This is a genomic window from Mycobacterium sp., assembly GCF_035499775.1.
Classification (GTDB): domain Bacteria; phylum Actinomycetota; class Actinomycetes; order Mycobacteriales; family Mycobacteriaceae; genus Mycobacterium.
This window is the reverse complement of record NZ_DATJYB010000441.1, coordinates 1-16791: the sequence shown is the minus strand read 5'-3', so window position 1 is coordinate 16791 and position 16791 is coordinate 1. Positions and strand designations below refer to the sequence as shown.

The 16791-nt window shown below is 66.7% G+C and carries 15 protein-coding genes and 1 pseudogene; 8 read left to right on the top strand and 8 right to left on the bottom strand.

Features of this window, described 5'->3' with window-relative positions; translation table 11 throughout:
* Positions 1–143: 143 nt before the first annotated feature.
* Positions 144–323: pseudogene (locus VML93_RS27200) on the top strand (VapC toxin family PIN domain ribonuclease); the annotation flags it as partial.
* A gap of 138 nt (positions 324–461) precedes the next feature.
* On the opposite strand, the gene VML93_RS27195 reads toward VML93_RS27200, so the two are convergent.
* A complete protein-coding gene (locus tag VML93_RS27195) occupies positions 462–3755 on the bottom strand; it encodes a LuxR C-terminal-related transcriptional regulator (RefSeq protein WP_414686458.1) in 3294 nt (1097 codons plus the stop codon).
* A 117-nt stretch (positions 3756–3872) separates the two neighbouring features.
* Here VML93_RS27195 and VML93_RS27190 point away from each other — a divergent pair, with 117 nt between their 5' ends.
* From VML93_RS27190 to pth, 4 genes are all read left to right on the top strand, one after another.
* The gene (locus VML93_RS27190; protein WP_325615370.1) at positions 3873–5105 is read left to right on the top strand and encodes a cytochrome P450; all 1233 of its coding nucleotides are present in this window, start codon (positions 3873–3875) and stop codon (positions 5103–5105) included.
* Between the two features lie 11 nt (positions 5106–5116).
* Positions 5117–5986 carry an oxidoreductase gene (locus VML93_RS27185; RefSeq protein ID WP_325615357.1) on the top strand — a complete coding sequence of 290 codons (870 nt, stop codon included), beginning with the start codon at positions 5117–5119 and terminating at the stop codon, positions 5984–5986.
* Between the two features lie 282 nt (positions 5987–6268).
* Entirely contained in the window at positions 6269–6934 is a 666-nt protein-coding gene (locus VML93_RS27180) for a 50S ribosomal protein L25/general stress protein Ctc (protein ID WP_325615356.1), read from the top strand.
* A gap of 12 nt (positions 6935–6946) precedes the next feature.
* Positions 6947–7522 carry an aminoacyl-tRNA hydrolase gene (gene pth, locus VML93_RS27175; RefSeq protein WP_325615355.1) on the top strand — a complete coding sequence of 192 codons (576 nt, stop codon included), beginning with the start codon at positions 6947–6949 and terminating at the stop codon, positions 7520–7522.
* 93 nt (positions 7523–7615) lie between these two features.
* Here pth and VML93_RS27170 read toward each other — a convergent pair whose 3' ends face one another.
* The 5 genes from VML93_RS27170 to VML93_RS27150 all read right to left on the bottom strand — a co-directional run bounded on the left by VML93_RS27170 (position 7616) and on the right by VML93_RS27150 (position 13557).
* Positions 7616–9250 carry a fatty acyl-AMP ligase gene (locus VML93_RS27170; protein ID WP_325615354.1) on the bottom strand — a complete coding sequence of 545 codons (1635 nt, stop codon included), beginning with the start codon at positions 9248–9250 and terminating at the stop codon, positions 7616–7618.
* Between the two features lie 203 nt (positions 9251–9453).
* Positions 9454–10407 carry a 4-(cytidine 5'-diphospho)-2-C-methyl-D-erythritol kinase gene (locus VML93_RS27165; RefSeq protein ID WP_325615353.1) on the bottom strand — a complete coding sequence of 318 codons (954 nt, stop codon included), beginning with the start codon at positions 10405–10407 and terminating at the stop codon, positions 9454–9456.
* Positions 10408–10476: 69 nt separating this feature from the next.
* On the bottom strand, positions 10477–11439 hold the full coding sequence (gene rsmA / locus VML93_RS27160) for a 16S rRNA (adenine(1518)-N(6)/adenine(1519)-N(6))-dimethyltransferase RsmA (RefSeq protein ID WP_414686457.1): 963 nt from the start codon (positions 11437–11439) through the stop codon (positions 10477–10479).
* Entirely contained in the window at positions 11403–12491 is a 1089-nt protein-coding gene (locus VML93_RS27155) for a resuscitation-promoting factor (protein WP_325615352.1), read from the bottom strand. The genes rsmA and VML93_RS27155 overlap by 37 nt, the downstream gene beginning before the upstream one ends.
* 199 nt (positions 12492–12690) lie before the next feature.
* The gene (locus VML93_RS27150) at positions 12691–13557 is read right to left on the bottom strand and encodes a TatD family hydrolase (protein ID WP_325615351.1); all 867 of its coding nucleotides are present in this window, start codon (positions 13555–13557) and stop codon (positions 12691–12693) included.
* Positions 13558–13576: 19 nt separating this feature from the next.
* Between VML93_RS27150 and metG the strand changes: the two genes are divergently transcribed.
* On the top strand, positions 13577–15133 hold the full coding sequence (gene metG / locus VML93_RS27145; RefSeq protein ID WP_325615350.1) for a methionine--tRNA ligase: 1557 nt from the start codon (positions 13577–13579) through the stop codon (positions 15131–15133).
* Positions 15134–15279: 146 nt separating this feature from the next.
* Complete coding sequence (locus VML93_RS27140) at positions 15280–15642, top strand: PAS domain-containing protein (RefSeq protein WP_325615349.1); 363 nt, start codon at positions 15280–15282, stop codon at positions 15640–15642.
* An 11-nt stretch (positions 15643–15653) separates the two neighbouring features.
* On the opposite strand, the gene VML93_RS27135 is transcribed toward VML93_RS27140, so the two are convergent.
* Positions 15654–16331 carry a TetR/AcrR family transcriptional regulator gene (locus tag VML93_RS27135; RefSeq protein ID WP_325615348.1) on the bottom strand — a complete coding sequence of 226 codons (678 nt, stop codon included), beginning with the start codon at positions 16329–16331 and terminating at the stop codon, positions 15654–15656.
* 59 nt (positions 16332–16390) lie between these two features.
* Between VML93_RS27135 and VML93_RS27130 the strand changes: the two genes are divergently transcribed.
* Complete coding sequence (locus tag VML93_RS27130; protein WP_325615347.1) at positions 16391–16513, top strand: hypothetical protein; 123 nt, start codon at positions 16391–16393, stop codon at positions 16511–16513.
* Positions 16514–16628: 115 nt separating this feature from the next.
* Here VML93_RS27130 and VML93_RS27125 read toward each other — a convergent pair.
* Positions 16629–16791, bottom strand: a 163-nt coding sequence (locus VML93_RS27125) for a hypothetical protein (protein ID WP_325615368.1), incomplete at its 5' end; no start/stop codon positions are given.

Genomic DNA, 16791 nt, shown 5'->3' with positions numbered 1-16791 from the left:
ATGGGCTTGTCGCGCGTTGAGTACATTCGCCGACGGCTCGCTCAGGATGCGCGTGCCTCCCGAGTTCCCGTGACTCGCAACGATCTGCGTCGCTTTGGACAGGCCGTCGCGGGTCTTGGCGACGATGACCTGATGCGCCAAGCATGGCAGTGACGGAGACCAAGTCGCGTATCGATCAGTCGGCCCTCGCACGCCTGGCGCAGAGCAGCGATCCGGACCTCTGGAGCAACCGTATCGAGCGCGGTTTGGTGCACATCAGCAACGTGACGCGGTTGGAAATCGGCTATTCGGCCAGCGACATCGCGCGACGCGAGTTTCGTGACAAAGATTTCGACACCATCGCTGCGATAACCGGGCAACCCAGCACACGATGGCGTACACAAGCTCGCCCGACTGATCCGGCATCCTGCGGCTGTCGTCGCCGTCACGCAATAGGGGGTTACCAGTACGCTGCTCGGCACCTAGTGACGCCCCGCTTCCTGAACGAGTTGCACCCGGGAGGTCAGGCCGAGCTTGGCGTAAACGTGGGTGAGGTGGGTCTGCACGGTGCGCGGCGAGATGAAAAGCCGCGCACCAATGTCTTTGTTGCCCAACCCTTCACCCACTAGGCGCACCACGTCGAGTTCCATCGGCGTCAGCGATCCCCAGCCAGTGCTGGGGCGTTTGCGTTCGCCGCGACCGCGCTGCGCGTAGGCGATCGCTTCCTCGGTGGACAACGCAGCGCCGCCGGCCCAGGCAGCGCCAAAATCGCTCTCTCCCAAGGCGTCACGGACCGTCGCGACGGTGGCATCGTAGTCAGCCTGATACATCGGGAAGCGGGGGTTCTCCATGCGCTGCCGCATGGCCTCCGCAGCACCCAACAGACGCGCCGCATACGGATGGTTGCCTTCGCTGACCGCCAGGCGGGCAAGGCATTCCAGGGTGTCGGCGACCCGCAGATACCCCTGCGTACCCGACGCAACCGCGAGGGCGTCGTGGGCGTCGCGCTCGGCCCGCTCGGGCTCATTCTCTTCGATTGCCACAAAAGCGCGCACGGTCAGCGCGGCCACTTGAAACCAGCCCGGGACCGCCGCGACGGCTTCGTCAGACCAACGGCGCGCGCCCGCGAGGTCACCGCAGGCCAGGGCGGCCTCCGCGTTTGGCGTGATGCTTCGGGTGAACGTCTCGCCCCTCGCATTGGTGCGCCGTAAGGCCTCCTCGGCCACTTCGCTGGCCGTCGCAGCGTCACCGCCAACCAGGGCGGCGTAGGCCAACACCGCCGCCGCCGTGTCCGCGGCGACTCCGCCCATCGCCTCCCCCGCCGCCCGACAAGACACCGCGGCGGCACGCGCGCCATCCGCGTCCCCCTGGTACGCCTGAATGATGCTGTCGGCCGCGTAGCCGTACACCATCATGGTGCGGTCCGCGGCGGCCTCCGTCTCGTCGACCAAGACGCGAGCGATGCGGTTGGCTTGCGCGAGGTCGCCCCGCATCATCAGCGCCAGCGCCAACCAGTCTCTGTTGTTTCGCGAGAAGAACCGGTCGCCAAGTGCATCGGCCAGGGCGAGTCCCTCCGTTGCCGCTGTAACCGCGGCAAACGGCTGACCGCTCAACACGTTCGCGGTCGCCTGATGGCTGAAGATTTGGCACAGGGCCCACTTGTCACCGCTGGGGCGCACCAAATCGATGGCCTCGTGGAAGTAGGGTTGCGCCTCTTCAGCGTTGTAGATCGCAAGCATTCCGCATCCGATGAGGGACTGGGCGATCAACGCGGGGTCGTCGAGTTCACGCGCAACGGCCAGTGCCTGGTGCGTCAGGCTCACATCCAGCGGGACGCTCACCCAACCGGCGAGGAAACTCTGGTGAGCCACGGCGCGCACCCACAACGTCGGTGTCATCGAGCGATCCACGTCGGCCAGGATGGCGGCCAGTCCGGCCAGCGCCTCAAGGATGCGGCCGCCCCGTAACCACAACGGCCGCAACGACACAATGAGGTTCAAGGCTATTTCGAGCTCGGCATTCTCCCGGCTCCATGCGAAAGCCGTTCGCAGATTTTCGATCTCGGTTCGCGCCCAGTGCAGCAGCTGCTCGTCGGCGGAGTGGCCCTGCGCTTCCATCTCAGCAGCCATGGCTGCGTAATAGTCCCGATGCCGGGTGCGCACCTGGTCGGCCTCGCCGGACTCGCCGAGCTTTTCCTGCGCATACTGGCGCACCGTCTCAAGCAGCCGGTAGCGCATCCCGCTACCGGTGTCCTCCGGGACCACAAGGGATTTGTCCACCAGCAGGCTGAGTTGGTCTAGCAGCTGGTAACTTTCGACTTCGCTGCTGGCGCCGACGGACTGCGCGGCGTCGAGATCGAACCCACCCATGAACGCCGCGAGCCGGCGGAACAAGACCCGCTCGGGCTCGGTGAGCAACGCGTGCGACCAGTCCACCGAGGCGCGCAGCGTCTGCTGGCGGCGCACGGAGGTGCGCGCACCACCCGTCAGCAGCCGGAACCGGTCATGCAGGCTGTTAACGATCTGGCGCAGCGACAACGCCCGAATGCGTGCCGCGGCAAGCTCAATCGCCAGCGGCATGCCATCCAGGCGCTCGCAGATCTCTCGCACCAGCGCGGTGTTGTCCTCGCCCACAACGAAATGTGGGCGAGCCCGTCGGGCACGGTCGGTGAACAGCTCGATCGCCTCGTCGGCCAGCGACAGCGACGGCACCCGCCAGGCCAGCTCACCGGGCACCGCGAGCGGTTCGCGGCTGGTGGCCAGAATCGTCAAACGTGGGCAATTCCCCAGCAGCTCAACGATCATGGCCCCGGACGCGTCGAGCAGATGCTCACAGTTGTCGAGGACAACCAACGTGGCTTTCTCGCCGAAGAACCGGACCAGCGTCTCCACGGTGGAGCGGCCCGGCTGATCGGGTAGACCGATCGTGCGTGCCGTCGTGACCGGAACCACCGCGGGATTGGTGATCGGCGCCAAGTCCACATACCAGATGCCGTCGGAGAATTCGGCGCTCAATTGCGCCGCGACTTCCACGGCAAGTCGGGTCTTGCCGGCTCCCCCGGCGCCCGTCAGTGTGACCAGCCGGTTGCTCGTGACGAGCTGGGCCAGCTCCGCTATCTGCGCTTGCCGCCCAACGAAACTCGTCAGCTGCGCCGGAAGATTATGCGAGGCGACAGCACTGCGCACCCGAAGCGGAGGGAACTCGTTACGCAGATCCGGATGGCACAACTGCATCACCCGCTCCGGACGCGGCACACCCCGCAACGGGTAACTACCCAGCTCCGTCAACCACACCCCGTCCGGCAACCGATCCATCACCAGCGATTCGGTCACGCCCGACAAAACGGTCTGCCCACCATGCGCCAAATCGCGCAACCGCGCGGTGCGGTTGATCGTCGGCCCCGCGTAGTTGCCTTCGTCGCGCAACTGAATCTCTCCGGTGTGCAACCCGATGCGCAGCTTGATCGGTGCCAGCGGCGTCCGCTGCAATGCGAAAGCACACGCCACCGCATCCGACGCGCGCGCGAACGCCGTCACGAAACTGTCACCCTCACCCTGCTCCACCGGACGCACGCCGTCATATGCGGCGACGGTCTGGTCTACCGTCCGGTTCAGCAATGCCAGCGCGGCCGTCATCTGTTCGGGCTGGGTCTCCCACAACCGCGTCGAACCCTCGACGTCGGCCAGCAGCAACGTCACCGTTCCGGTCGGCAGCAACTCACTCAAGCTCCAGGTCAGCGGCGGCATCTCCGCGTGTTGGCTCATGGTAGCCAGCATCGCGGCCGCAACCGATGAAAACATCCGCCGGTGCGCGCAGATTTACGACCCCGGCCCGCGCAAATCTACGCGCTGACGCCGATGGTCCTGGCCGCGTTCCGCCGGATAGTCGACGCCATGACAAGCCAACCCGTTCTCGATTGCCCCAGCGTTTTCGAAGCCGGACTGCCGACGGTCGATTACGAGCACCTCACCGATCCGTTCGAGGCGCACCGCGTCATCGCAGAGGCACGCCGCCAAGCCCCGATCGCCATGAGCCCGCGTGCGCCCGACGCGTTGAGCTACGAGCTGGTCCGCACGGTGCTGCGCGACAACCGGTTCGTCACTGCCAACGGCCTCGGGCTCGACCTGCAGGGCGTCACCTCAGGCCCGCTGTGGGATCGGGCGACCACCAACATCCTCGGTCTCGACGGCGCTACGCATCATCGGCTGCGCCGGCTGGTGTCGAAGGCCTTCGCGCCGCGCGGCGCCGCGCGACTGCGGGAGCGGGTCGTCGAAATCATTACCGGGCTTGTCGATCCGCTCACCGCCGTCGGGCGATGCGACGTCGTAACCGATATCGCACGCCGCTACCCGACGCCGGTCATCTGTGCGCTACTTGGCGCGCCTGCCGAAGATTGGCAGCTGTTCTCCGTCTGGACCGACGACATCAAGAAGCTCTTCGAATGGAACGTCGCCAACGACGGCCCAGTGATCCTCAAGGCATGGGACGAACTCGACGCCTACCTCGAGGACCTGATCGCGCAGCGTCGCGCAACGCTGAGCGACGACCTGATCTCCGATCTCATCCGCTGCGAAGAAGACGGCGACCGGCTCACCCACGACGAACTGCTCATGCTCTGTGGCACTCTGCTCGGTGCCGGCACCGACACCACCCGCAACCAGCTGGCCGCGGCGGTGCAGGTGCTGAGCGCCCACCCCGACCAATGGGCGTTGCTCGCGCAGCACCCCGAGTTGGCGACCAACGCCGTTAACGAGGTAATGCGTTACTGCCCAATCATTTTCGGCTCGATCCGGAAAGCCGCCGAGGACGTCGAACTCGTGGGTGTCCGGATACCCGCCGGTACCATCGTGGCCGCCAACACCGCGGCGGCCAACCGCGACCCCGACGTGTACGTCGACCCGGATCGGCTGGATATCACGAGGCAAGACCCTCCGCCCATGCTCACCTTCGGCGGCGGTGTGCACTACTGCCTCGGCGCTCACCTGGCGCGCCTGGAACTGACCGAAGCGCTCCGGGTCATCACCCAGCGCATGCCCAACCCCCGCCTGGCCGGTCCGGTTCCCTGGAACGCGATGGCCGGCATCACCGGACCTATCAGCGTGCCGCTGGAGTTCGACACCCTTTAGGCTTTTCAGGCATGGCTGACTGGACCGCCGCAGATTTGCCGTCGTTCGTCGGGCGCACCGTCGTCATCACCGGTGCCAGCAGTGGGCTGGGTGCGATCACGGCCCGCGAGTTGGCCCGCGTGGGCGCCAACATCATCATGGCCGTCCGCAATACGGCCAAGGGCGAGGCTGCCGCGCGACAGATCACCGGGGACGTCGAGGTACGACCGCTCGACCTGCAGGATCTGGAGTCGGTGCGGAAGTTCGCCGAGGGGGTCGACGGGGCCGACGTCCTGATCAACAACGCCGGCATCATGGCGGCTCCGTACATGCTGACCGCCGACGGCTTCGAGAGCCAGATCGGCACCAACCACCTCGGGCATTTCGCGCTGACCAACCTGCTGCTGCCCAAGCTGTCCGACCGGGTGGCGTCGGTGTCGTCGATGGCGCACTGGCCGGGGCGCATCAGCTTCGACGACCTCAACTGGAAGAAACGCCGGTACTCCCCCTGGCTGGCGTACAGCCAGTCGAAGCTGGCCAACCTGCTGTTCACCTCCGAGCTGCAGCGCCGCCTCGAAGCGGGCGGCTCGCCGCTGCGCGCACTGGCCGCCCACCCCGGCTATTCGCACACCAACCTGCAAGGCGCCTCCGGCCGCAAGTTTGGCGATGCGCTGATCTCAGCAGCCACCCGGGTGGTGGCCACCGATGCCGACTACGGCGCCCGGCAGACGCTGTTTGCGGCGTCGCAGGACTTGCCGGGCGACACGTTCGTCGGCCCGCGGTTCGGCTACGTCGGCCGCACGCAACCGGTCGGACGCAGCCGGGCGGCTCAGGACCTACCGACCGCCCACGCGCTCTGGGAGCTCTCCGAGCAGCTGACGGGCACCAAGTTCCCGCTCTGAGGCTGCCGAGACTGCACTGGCGGCGGCGAGACTGCACTGGCGGCGGCGAGACTGCATACAGATCGCAGTTGAGCACCAAACCACGCCCTCACTACAGTCTCGGTGAGCTGGCAACCCCAAGGCCCAGGCGACGGCTACAGAATTTCCGCTGCAAGGTGCACATGCGTTAACCTGACCGGGCGTCACGGCGAGGGTGGCCGGCCGAATGGCCAGCACCGTTATCGACGGAGACCGACATACTGTCGCGATCCTGGCCGTGTCCCGGAACACAGGAGCGACACGATGGCAAAGTCAGCAATCAACCAGCTCAGCGTCACGGTACGTACCGAGACCGGCAAGGGCGCGTCCCGGCGGGCCCGGCGCGAGGGCAGGATTCCCGCCGTTCTCTACGGTCACGGCGCCGATCCGCAACACCTGGAATTACCCGGGCATGACTTTGCCGCCGTGCTGCGCCACTCCGGCACCAACGCGGTGCTGACGCTGGACATCGCCGGTAAGGAACAGCTGGCGCTGACCAAAGCGCTGGAGATCCACCCGATCCGCCACACCATCCAGCACGCCGACCTGCTGGTCGTGCGTCGCGGTGAGAAGGTGGTCGTCGAGGTCAACGTCGCCGTCGTGGGCGAGGCCGGACCCGACACCCTGGTCACGCAGGAGACCAATGCCATCGAGATCGAGGCCGAGGCACTGTCGATTCCCGAGCAGCTGACGGTGTCCGTCGAGGGCGCCGAGCCCGGGACCCAGTTCACCGCCGGCCAGGTCGCCCTGCCGGCTGGCGTCAACCTGATTTCCGACCCGGACATGCTGGTGGTCAACGTCGTTCCGGCACCGACCGCCGAGGACCTCGAGGAGGAGGGCGCGGGCGAGGAAGCCGAAGCCGAGGAAGGCGAAGAGGGCGCCGAGGAAGAAGGCGGCGAAGCCGAGGCATCCTCAGACGAGTCCGAGTAGGCGGTTCGCGAAGTGGCCGAACCCCTACTGGTGGTCGGCCTGGGGAACCCGGGCGAGAACTACGCCCGTACCCGGCACAACCTCGGGTTCATGGTTGCCGACGTGCTCGCGGCAAGACTGGGCGCGAAGTTCAAGGCGCACAAGCGTTCCGGCGCCGAGGTGCTCACCGGTCGGCTGGCCGGGCGCTCGGTGGTGCTGGCGAAGCCGCGCTGCTACATGAACGAGTCCGGCCGACAGGTGGGGCCGCTGGCGAAGTTCTACTCGGTGCCCCCGGCCGACATCATCGTCATCCACGACGAGCTCGACCTCGAGTTCGGTTGCATCCGCCTCAAGTTCGGCGGCGGCGAAGGCGGGCACAACGGGCTGCGCTCGGTGGCCGCCGCGCTGGGGACCAGAGACTTCCAGCGGGTGCGCATCGGGATCGGCCGGCCGCCTGGGCGCAAAGATCCGGCCGCGTTCGTCCTGGAAAACTTCACCGCCGCCCAGCGCGCCGACGTCCCCACCATTTGCGAGCAGGCCGCCGACGCCACCGAGTTGCTTGTCGAGCTCGGCCTTGAGCCCGCGCAGAACCGCGTGCACGCCTGGTGAGCTGACCGCCCAATGTGCGGCTGGCGTTACGCTCGACGCCGAGCGTGCGGCTGGCGTCACGCTCGACGCCGCCGCGGCCGCGGCCGAGCCTACCTAGGTGACCAGCGTCAGGGAGTTGGAGCGCCGCAGCTTGCCCGACGGCGTCTTCGGGATGGTCCCCGGACCGAGGACCACGACGTTGCGGGGCCGCATGTCGACCTCGGCAAGCACCTCGTGCGCCACCTGGTGCTCGATACGGCGCACCTCGGCGGGATCTTCGAAGGCATTCGACTCGACCGCGACGGCGAAGGTCTCGCGCGAATGTCCGGCGTCGAGTCGGACGGCCACCGCACAACCCGGCCGTACGCCTTCGACCCGTCCGGCGGCCCGCTCGATGTCGGTCGGGTAGATGTTGCGGCCGGCCATGATGATGACGTCTTTGACGCGGCCACACACGATGACGTGACCGTTCTCCATCTGATAGCCGAGGTCACCGGTGTCGTACCAGCCGTGCTGGTCCTGCGCCGGCAGGAAGCCGCCCATCGTGATGTAGCCGGGGCTGACCGACTCGCTACGCAGTTCGATCACCCCGACGCCCCGGTGCGGCAGGATGTTGCCGTCGTCGTCGACGATGCGCGCCTCGATGCCCGGCAACAGCGGCCCCAGCGACGCCAGCCGGCGGGTGTTGCCCTTGGTGGCGGGCACCGCACGCCGCAGCGCGGCCAGCAGGTCGGTGTCCACCTCGTCGACGACCAGACCGGCGCCGCACTCGGAGAACGCCACCGCGAGCGTGATCTCGGCCATCCCGTAAGCCGGCAGGATCGCTCCGGGGTTCAGCCCGAACGGCTTGCCCGCGTCGACCAGGTCCTCGACGTCAGCAGGCTCCACCGGCTCGGCACCCGACAGGGCGAAGCGCAGCGACGAGAGGTCGAACTGGCCGGGCTTGGCCTGCTTGCGCAGCCGCTTGGCGAACAGCGCGTAGGCGAAGTTGGGGGCCGCGGTCATCGTCCCCCGGTACTTGTCGATCAGCTTGGCCCACAACAGCGTGTCCCGCATGAAGTCCATCGGGGTCACCTTGACCAGCTCACCGCCGAAGTACATCGGCACGGTCAGGAAGCCGATCATGCCCATGTCGTGGAACAGCGGCAGCCAGCTGACCATGACGTCGGTCTCTTCGTTGTACTCGGCGCTGATGTACATCGCCTCGAGGTTGGCGAACAGGTTGCGGTGAGTGATCTGGACGGCCTTGGGCGACCCGGTGGATCCGGACGTCAGTTGCATCAGCGCCAAGTCGTCCTCGTCGACCTCGATGGGGTCGATCGGATCGGACGCCAGCAGCTGCTCGACGGTCACCACGGTGAGGCCGCGCTCCTCCAGCACCGGCACGGCCGCCATGAACGGATCCGAGATGACGACCGCCTTCGCCTCGATCATGTCGACGACGGTGGTGGTGTCCTCGGCCCAGATCGCCAAGTCGGTGCGTGGGGTCGGCTGATGCAGCATGGTCAGGCTGGCGCCGCGCATCCACAGTCCCTGGGCGATCGGAGCGATCTCGACCGGTGCACCGGCCAGCACACCCACCCCGTCGCCGTGGCCGATACCGGCAGCTGCCAACCCGCCGGCGATCCGGCGCGCCCGCTCGTGCACCTCGCCCCACGTGTGGCGCACCGGGGTGTGCGGCTCACCGGTCACCATGCCCTTGGAGCTCTCGCGCGCGTTGCGGAACATCTTCTCGGTAAATCTGCTCACAACCAACTCCTCGGTTCCGGCACTTTTCCCAAGGTCCGGGTTCTCATGCTCTGCCCGCCCGGCCTATCAGTGTGGCAGGCGCGCGCAGACAGTCAGGGCGCGGTTATGTCTCGAAACAGCGATAACGCAACGAGCACGACCGCGGAGATATCTTAAGCTCCTCTTAAGGAACTGCCAAACTCTGCGGCGCGTTCAGCGCAAACTCACACCTCAGTCATAGGTGCCGGGACCACGCGAGCACCGGCCACCGGGCCGGTGGCGACCCGAACGGTACGGCAGACCCCCGCTACCGACAGCTGCGCGCCGACGTCGACCGCCGACGCGTCCGACGCGCACAGGAACGCGCACGTCGGTCCCGAGCCGGACACGATGCCCGCCAGCGCACCCGCTTCCACACCGGCGCGCAAGGCCCGTCGCAGCGCCGGGTCCAGGCTGACCGCGGCCGCCTGCATTTCGTTGCCCAGCAGCGGTGCCAGCTGCTCGGGATCGCCCGCGGCGAGAGCGGCCAGCACGGGCCCGGGTTCGTCCAGCCGGGGCGGATCCCCGGCGGCCCGCAGCCGGTCCAACTCGGCGTACACGGCCGACGTCAGCAGCCCGCTGTCGGCGAACGCCAGCACCCAGTGAAAGGTGTTGCGGGACAACACGGTTGCCAGTTCCTCGCCGCGACCGGTGCCCAACGCGGTGCCGCCGTGCAGGGCGAACGGCACATCGCTGCCCAGCCGTGCGGCAAGCATGCGCAGATCCCGGCGGGGCAACGCGAGCTCCCACAGCGAGTTCATCGCGACCAGCACCGCCGCCGCATCCGCGCTGCCACCGGCCATGCCGCCGGCCACCGGAATGGCTTTGTCGATCATGATCGACACATCGGGTGCGCGGCCGACGTGTTCGGCCATCAGTTCGGCGGCCTTCCAGGCCAGATTGCGTTCGTCGGTGGGCAGCGTGTCGGCCCCCTCGCCGACGAGCTCGAGCGACAGCACGTCGGCGTTGCGCACGGTGACCTCATCGACCACCGAGACGGCGTGAAAAACCGTCGTCAGGTCGTGATAGCCGTCGTCGCGGCGATCGCCGACGGCCAGGTAGAGGTTGACCTTGCCGGGCACCCGAACGGTTACCGACCCGGTGGGTACCCACAACTCGGCGGTGTTGCCGTCAGACATCGATTTCTCGGAGGCCAGCCATCGCAGCAGACTATCGCTGCCAACGCCGACGGTGCCTTAACGGGTCCGTCAACCAGTGGATGCCCGCTCCGAAACCTGCGGCGGCGCCGCCTCACCACCCGCACCCGGGTTGCCCTCGCTGTCTGCGGAGCGCCGCAGCAGGCGCACGAAGTCCTCGATGGACAGCGTCTCGCCGCGACGGGCGGGGTCGATGCTGGCGGCCAGCAATCGATTCGCCGACTCGTTGCCCGAGCCGGCCCACTCGGCAAACGCGTTGCGAGATGTCTTGCGCCGCTGGCCGAACGCGATATCCACCAACTCGAACACCTGCCGGCGGAAGGCTTCGTCGGTAGGCCACGGTGAGCTCGGGTACCGATCGATGCGGACCAGTCCGGAGTAGACGCGTGGGATCGGCCAGAACACCGTAGGCGACACCATGCCGCAGCGGCGCACTCGTCCGAAGAAACGCACCTTGACGCTGGGCACGCCGTACTCCTTGCCGCCCGGCTCGGCGGCAAGTCGCTCGGCGACCTCGGCCTGCACCATCACCGTCACGGTGCGGATGGACGGGAATTCGGCGAGCAGATGCAACAAGGCCGGAACCGCGACGTTGTACGGCAGATTGGCGACGACGGCGGTCGGCTCGAGGCTCAGATCGCCGCGGTGAAGCGTCAAGACGTCATGGTTCAGCACCGTCAGCCGATGTATTTCGCTGTGCGAGTGCTCCGCTACGGTCTGCGGCAGCCGCTCGGCCAGCACCGGGTCGATCTCGACGGCGGTGACCGTGGCGCCGCGGTCCAGCAGGGCCAGTGTCAGCGAACCGAGGCCGGGTCCGACTTCCAGGACATGGTCAGACCTGCCGACGCCGGAGGTCGACACCACGCGTCGCACCGTGTTGGCGTCATGGACGAAGTTCTGGCCGAGCGATTTCCTTGGCCGGAACTCCAAATCTTTGGCCAGCCGCCTGATCTCGGTGCGCCCGAGTAGCCGGATCGTCAGCGCAGACCCGCTCTTCCGCTGCAGACGGGCCACGCACCCCAGCCCTGACGCTGCTGGGTCACCGTCGCCACGGCGATCTGCTCTTCACGGGTGGCCAGGTCGGCGCGCGGGGCATATTGCAGGCCGCCGCTGCGCTCCCAAGTGTTCTGGTCGAACTGCACGCCGCCGTAGAACCCGTTACCGGTGTTGATCGCCCAGTTTCCGCCGGCCTCGCAGCTGGCGAGGGAGTCCCAGATGGATCCGTCGGCGATCGGCGGGATGTCGGTGCCGGGCTTGGTCCCGACCCGCAGCACCACTTCGCGGGCCGGTGTCACGACGACGTTGGAGACGGGCAGCCGGCCGGTCTCGACACCGTTGACGGTGGCCACCGCGAACGTCACGTCCTGGATGCCCGGGCTGCCCGGGTCCTCGACGACCTGGCGGCTCCTGTTCAGCTCGGGATCCTCGATGCGACGCGAGTTCGGCGGCAACGGCACACGCTCGGTGACCCGTTGGATGCGGTTGCGGGTCACCTGGATCTGCATGCCGTCGACGATCGGCGCCATCGCGCCGGGCAGCACCTGGTCGCTGTCGAGCAGCGGTGCGCCGGCCGCGTTCAGCAGCCCCCCCACGTTGGGTGCCGGCAGGTGCACCGTGCGCACCACACCACCGTCGTTGATCTGCACTGTCTTGGCGCTCACGACCGGCAGCGCCATCCCGCTCAGCGGAACCCGGCTGCCGCGCGAGGCCGCGGCCGGGGCCGTGTCGGTCATCGCGAGCTGGGCGAGCGCCTCGTCGACGGTGGACGCCGTCGTCCAAACCTGCCGGGAATCTTGGCCGTCCAGCGAAATCTGCAGGGGCCGGCTGCGCCGCAGCACGATGTTGTCGGCGTTGTGCACCTGCACGCCGGCGGACGGGTACAGGTCGTCACGCTCGCCGACCGTGAAGCCGTTCTCCTTGACGATGTCGATGACTCGCGACCTCATGGTCGTGACCTTCATCACGGTTCCGTCCACGGTCAACGTCACCGTCTTGCACGCGGAGACCGCATAGCCACCCGCGAACGCCAGCGTAGTCAGGATCGCCCCGACGAGGATCCGCAGCATCGGTGACGGGGTTTGACTCAGTGTTGTCAGAACACTTAACGAGCGTCTATCCCCGACCTCAGCAACCACTTCAACGACCTTTTCAAGCTCTAAACGACAAAAAGGGCCCTGAGGCCCACCCGTATGATCACAAGACGGTAACGAATTAGCCAAGGCTGAGCAACTCCGGAAACGCTCTGCCCGTGAAAGCCGATAAAAACTATCCGGCCGGTAACCCTGGTCCGTAGACCCGAGCAGCATTGCTCGTCGTAATTTCCGCTAATTCTACCGGAGGGCGATCCAGCAGCTCAGCGACGGCGCGAACGGTATAGGGCAGGCAGTACGGTTCATTCGCTGCGCCGCGGTAGGGATGCGGCGTCAGAAAGGGCGCATCCGTTTCCACCAAAACCTGCTCGACGGGTATCAGCGGAACGGCCTCGCGCAAGGCCCGCGCGTTGCGGAAGCTCACCGTCCCGGACAGGCTGAGCAGCCACCCGGCGTCCACGCAGCGGCGGGCCATCGCACTGTCCGACGAAAAGCAGTGGAAGATCACGGTTTCGGGGGCACCCTCGGCAGCCAGCACGTCGAGCACCGCCGCATCGGCCTCCCGGTTGTGGATCATCAGCGGCTTCCCGATCCGCTTGGCCAGATCGATATGCCAGGCGAAGGCCTCACGTTGTATGTCGGGCGGGGCGCAGCCGTCGAGACGGCCCGGCCAGTACAGGTCCATGCCGGTCTCGCCGACGGCCACCACCCGCGGATGCGCCGCCAGCCGCTCGATCTCGGCGCGCGCCTGGTCGGTCAGCGCGTTCGCGCGCGTCGGGTGCAACGCCACCGCGGCGAAAACCCGCGGGTCCCACTCGGTGGCCCGGGTCACCCAGCGCGCCGAGTCCAGGTCGTCGGCGATGGTCACCACCGCGAGGACACCGACGGCGGCGGCCCGGTCGATGATGGCGGTGACGTCCTCGGCTCCCATATTCGGGCGGGCGCCGCAGGCGTCCAGGTGCGTGTGGGCGTCGATCAGGGGCGCCAACGGCTCCGGGGCGGGCGGCGCTTCGCGTTGTCGTGAATTAAAACCCACCCGCACACAATAAGGTGGACTCTCGATGAGGCCCTACTACGTCACCACCGCCATCACCTACCCCAACGCCGCGCCGCACCTGGGGCACGCCTACGAGTACATCGCCACCGACGCCATCGCCCGGTTCAAGCGGCTCGACGGCTTCGACGTGCGCTTCCAGACCGGGACCGACGAGCACGGCCTCAAGATGGCCCAGGCCGCGGAGGCCGAAGGGCTGACCACCCCCGAACTGGCCCGCCGCAACTCCGACGTGTACCAGCGCCTGCAGGAGAAATTGAACATCTCCTTCGACCGGTTCATCCGCACCACCGACGCCGACCATTACGAGGCCTCCAAGGAGATCTGGCGCCGGATCGAGGCCGCCGGCGACTTCTACCTGGACACCTACTCCGGCTGGTACTCGGTGCGCGACGAGCGGTTCTTCGCCGAATCGGAGACCGCGGAGGTCGACGGAACCCGGATCGCCGTCGAAACCGGCACCCCGGTGACCTGGACCGAGGAGCAGACCTACTTCTTCCGGCTCTCGGCGTATGCCGACAAGCTGCTGGCCCACTACGAGGCCAACCCGGACTTCATCGCTCCCGAGGTGCGCCGCAACGAGGTGGTCAGCTTCGTCTCCGGCGGGCTGCGCGATCTGTCCATCTCGCGCACCTCGTTCGACTGGGGAGTGCCGGTGCCTGGGCATCCCGGCCACGTCATGTACGTCTGGATCGACGCGCTGACCAACTACCTGACCGGGGTGGGCTTCCCCGACACCGATTCGGAATCGTTCCGCCGCTTCTGGCCCGCGGATCTGCACATGATCGGCAAGGACATCATCAGGTTTCACACCGTCTACTGGCCGGCGTTCTTGATGTCAGCCGGAATCGAGCTGCCGCGAAGGGTTTACGCGCACGGATTCCTGCTCAACAGCGGCGAGAAGATGAGCAAGTCGGTGGGCAACATCGTCGACCCGATCGCCTTGGTCGACACCTTCGGCGTGGATCAGGTGCGTTACTTTCTGATGCGTGAGATCCCGTTCGGCCAGGACGGCAGCTACAGCGACGAGGCCATCGTCACCCGGATCAACACCGACCTGGCCAACGAGCTGGGCAACCTGGCCCAACGGTCGCTGTCGATGGTGGCCAAGAACCTGGACGGGGTGGTCCCCGACCCAGGCGACTTCGACCCGGCCGACACCGAACTGCTGGCGGTGGCCGACGGCTTGCTGGACCGGGTGCGGGTCCATTTCGACGCGCAAGCGATGCACCTGGCGCTGGAAGCAATCTGGCTGATGCTCGGCGACGCCAACAAGTACTTTTCCGCGCAGCAGCCCTGGGTGCTGCGCAAGAGCGCGTCCGACGCAGACCAGGTGCGGTTTCGCACCGTGCTCTACGTCACCTGCGAGGCCGTCCGCATCGCGGCGCTGCTGGCTGCGCCGGTGATGCCGGAGTCGGCCGGCAAGCTGCTGGATCTGCTCGGCCAGGACGAGAATCAGCGTTCGTTCGCCGCCATCGGCGCGCGGCTCGCCCCCGGCACGGTGCTGCCGCCGCCCTCCGGTGTTTTCCCCCGCTATCAGCCTCCTCCTGTCGAAGGCGAGTGAGTGGCCCAGTTGCGTTGCGGCACAGGCATATTCAGTGGTGAACCGCCGAGTTGTGGGCGAGCCCGGAAAATTAGCGTCTTCAGGACTCACGGCGATACGGAATACTCGGCCTAGTGGACCGACGACGTACTCGGCAACAGTCGCCGATGACGACCTTGAAGCAGCTGCCCGCGCTGGTTGTGATGGAGCGGATTCCCGTTCCCATGCTCGCCATCGCGCACGACGGCAGCATCTTGTTCACCAACACTGCATTTGCCCAGATGGTGGGCTTCGAGCCGGACGAGGTCTTGTCGCTGAAGTTCGACCAGATCTTCTGTCAGACCCCGTCCTCGGACTCCCTATTGGCCGTCGTCCATGCGCTGGCGAATATGGTCGTCGAATTGGCCCACAAAGACGGTTCCGTCGTGCGGGCTTTCATGAGCAGGTCGGCAATGACGCGGGCGACCGATAATTTCGCGCTCGCGACTTTCCAGGACCTGACTGCGCGGTTATGGGAAACGGAGCCCTGACGTCGGCGGCGTCAGCCCCAATTGTCGTCGGCCCAACTCGCGCTGATCGCCAGTGCAGTGCGCCGCCTGACGAATTCGCGGAAGTGCTCGATCCGATGCCGATGCAGGATGCCGGTCAGCACCAGGCCCCAGCTCTTCTCCAGGTCAAGCAGGAAGCGCTCCGGTTCGTCGAGATTGCTGGCCTGCCGCAAACCCATATGCAGCGACACGATGAGGCGTCCTACATCCTGTGGACCGAATCGGTTGTCGATGTCGCCCTCGGCGATGGCTTTCTCGACGACCACAGCGAGGGCTTGGATCCAGCTGTCCAATAACTTCTCCTGCAGCCCCTGCGACCGGCCGGCCGACTCGAGCAGATTCAGCCCTGCCCTCACCCCGTCCGTCCGGATGTCCTGGTCGGCGATCAGGTAAGAGAAGTCGATCAGCGTCTCGAGGCCCGAAAGGTTTCGGGAAAGCAGACCTCCCAACGCGACGCTCCCGGCGACGGTCTGTCCCTCCATGATCGCCACTGCCAGTGCGGACTTCGAATGGAAATGGAAATACATTGCGCCCTTGGCCAGTTCGGCTTCGGCCAGGATGTCATCCAGGCAGACGTCGTGGTAGGCGCGTCGAGCGAACTGATGCGAGGCAGCCCGCAGAATCTGCCTCCGGGTGGTAGCCGCGTGTCCGTCTGATGGGTAGCTCGTCATCGCTGCCAAGGATTCACGCGCCCAGGATCGCGTGATTGCCATCGCCGTGGGTTGCCAGGGTGCCCGCATGGGCCGACCCGATCGACTTCACCTTCACGATGTCCTCCTCGAGCAAGACGAACTTCGGCCTGGCCGCGCACTCACCGCGGTATCCCGTGCGGAGTCCCGACGCCCATGACTAAACCATTGCACTCAAATACTACAAGTAAGCATAGTATGTCAATACCGTACTACAATGATGTACCGAAGCGCTATTGCATAATTTTCGGTTTGTGACTGGTCAGCGCCGGCGCCCACTCATCGGCCGGTTGCCGTCGCCGTCGAGTCACGCGAGATATCAAGCGTGGCGATCGGGTACAGCCCCGAGCTGTCACGGCCGTCGCGGGCCAACGCCATCGGCGGGTAGTTCACCACGTGTGAGGCGCCCGGCTTGTGCTGTTGCCATTCGACGACCGCGTGC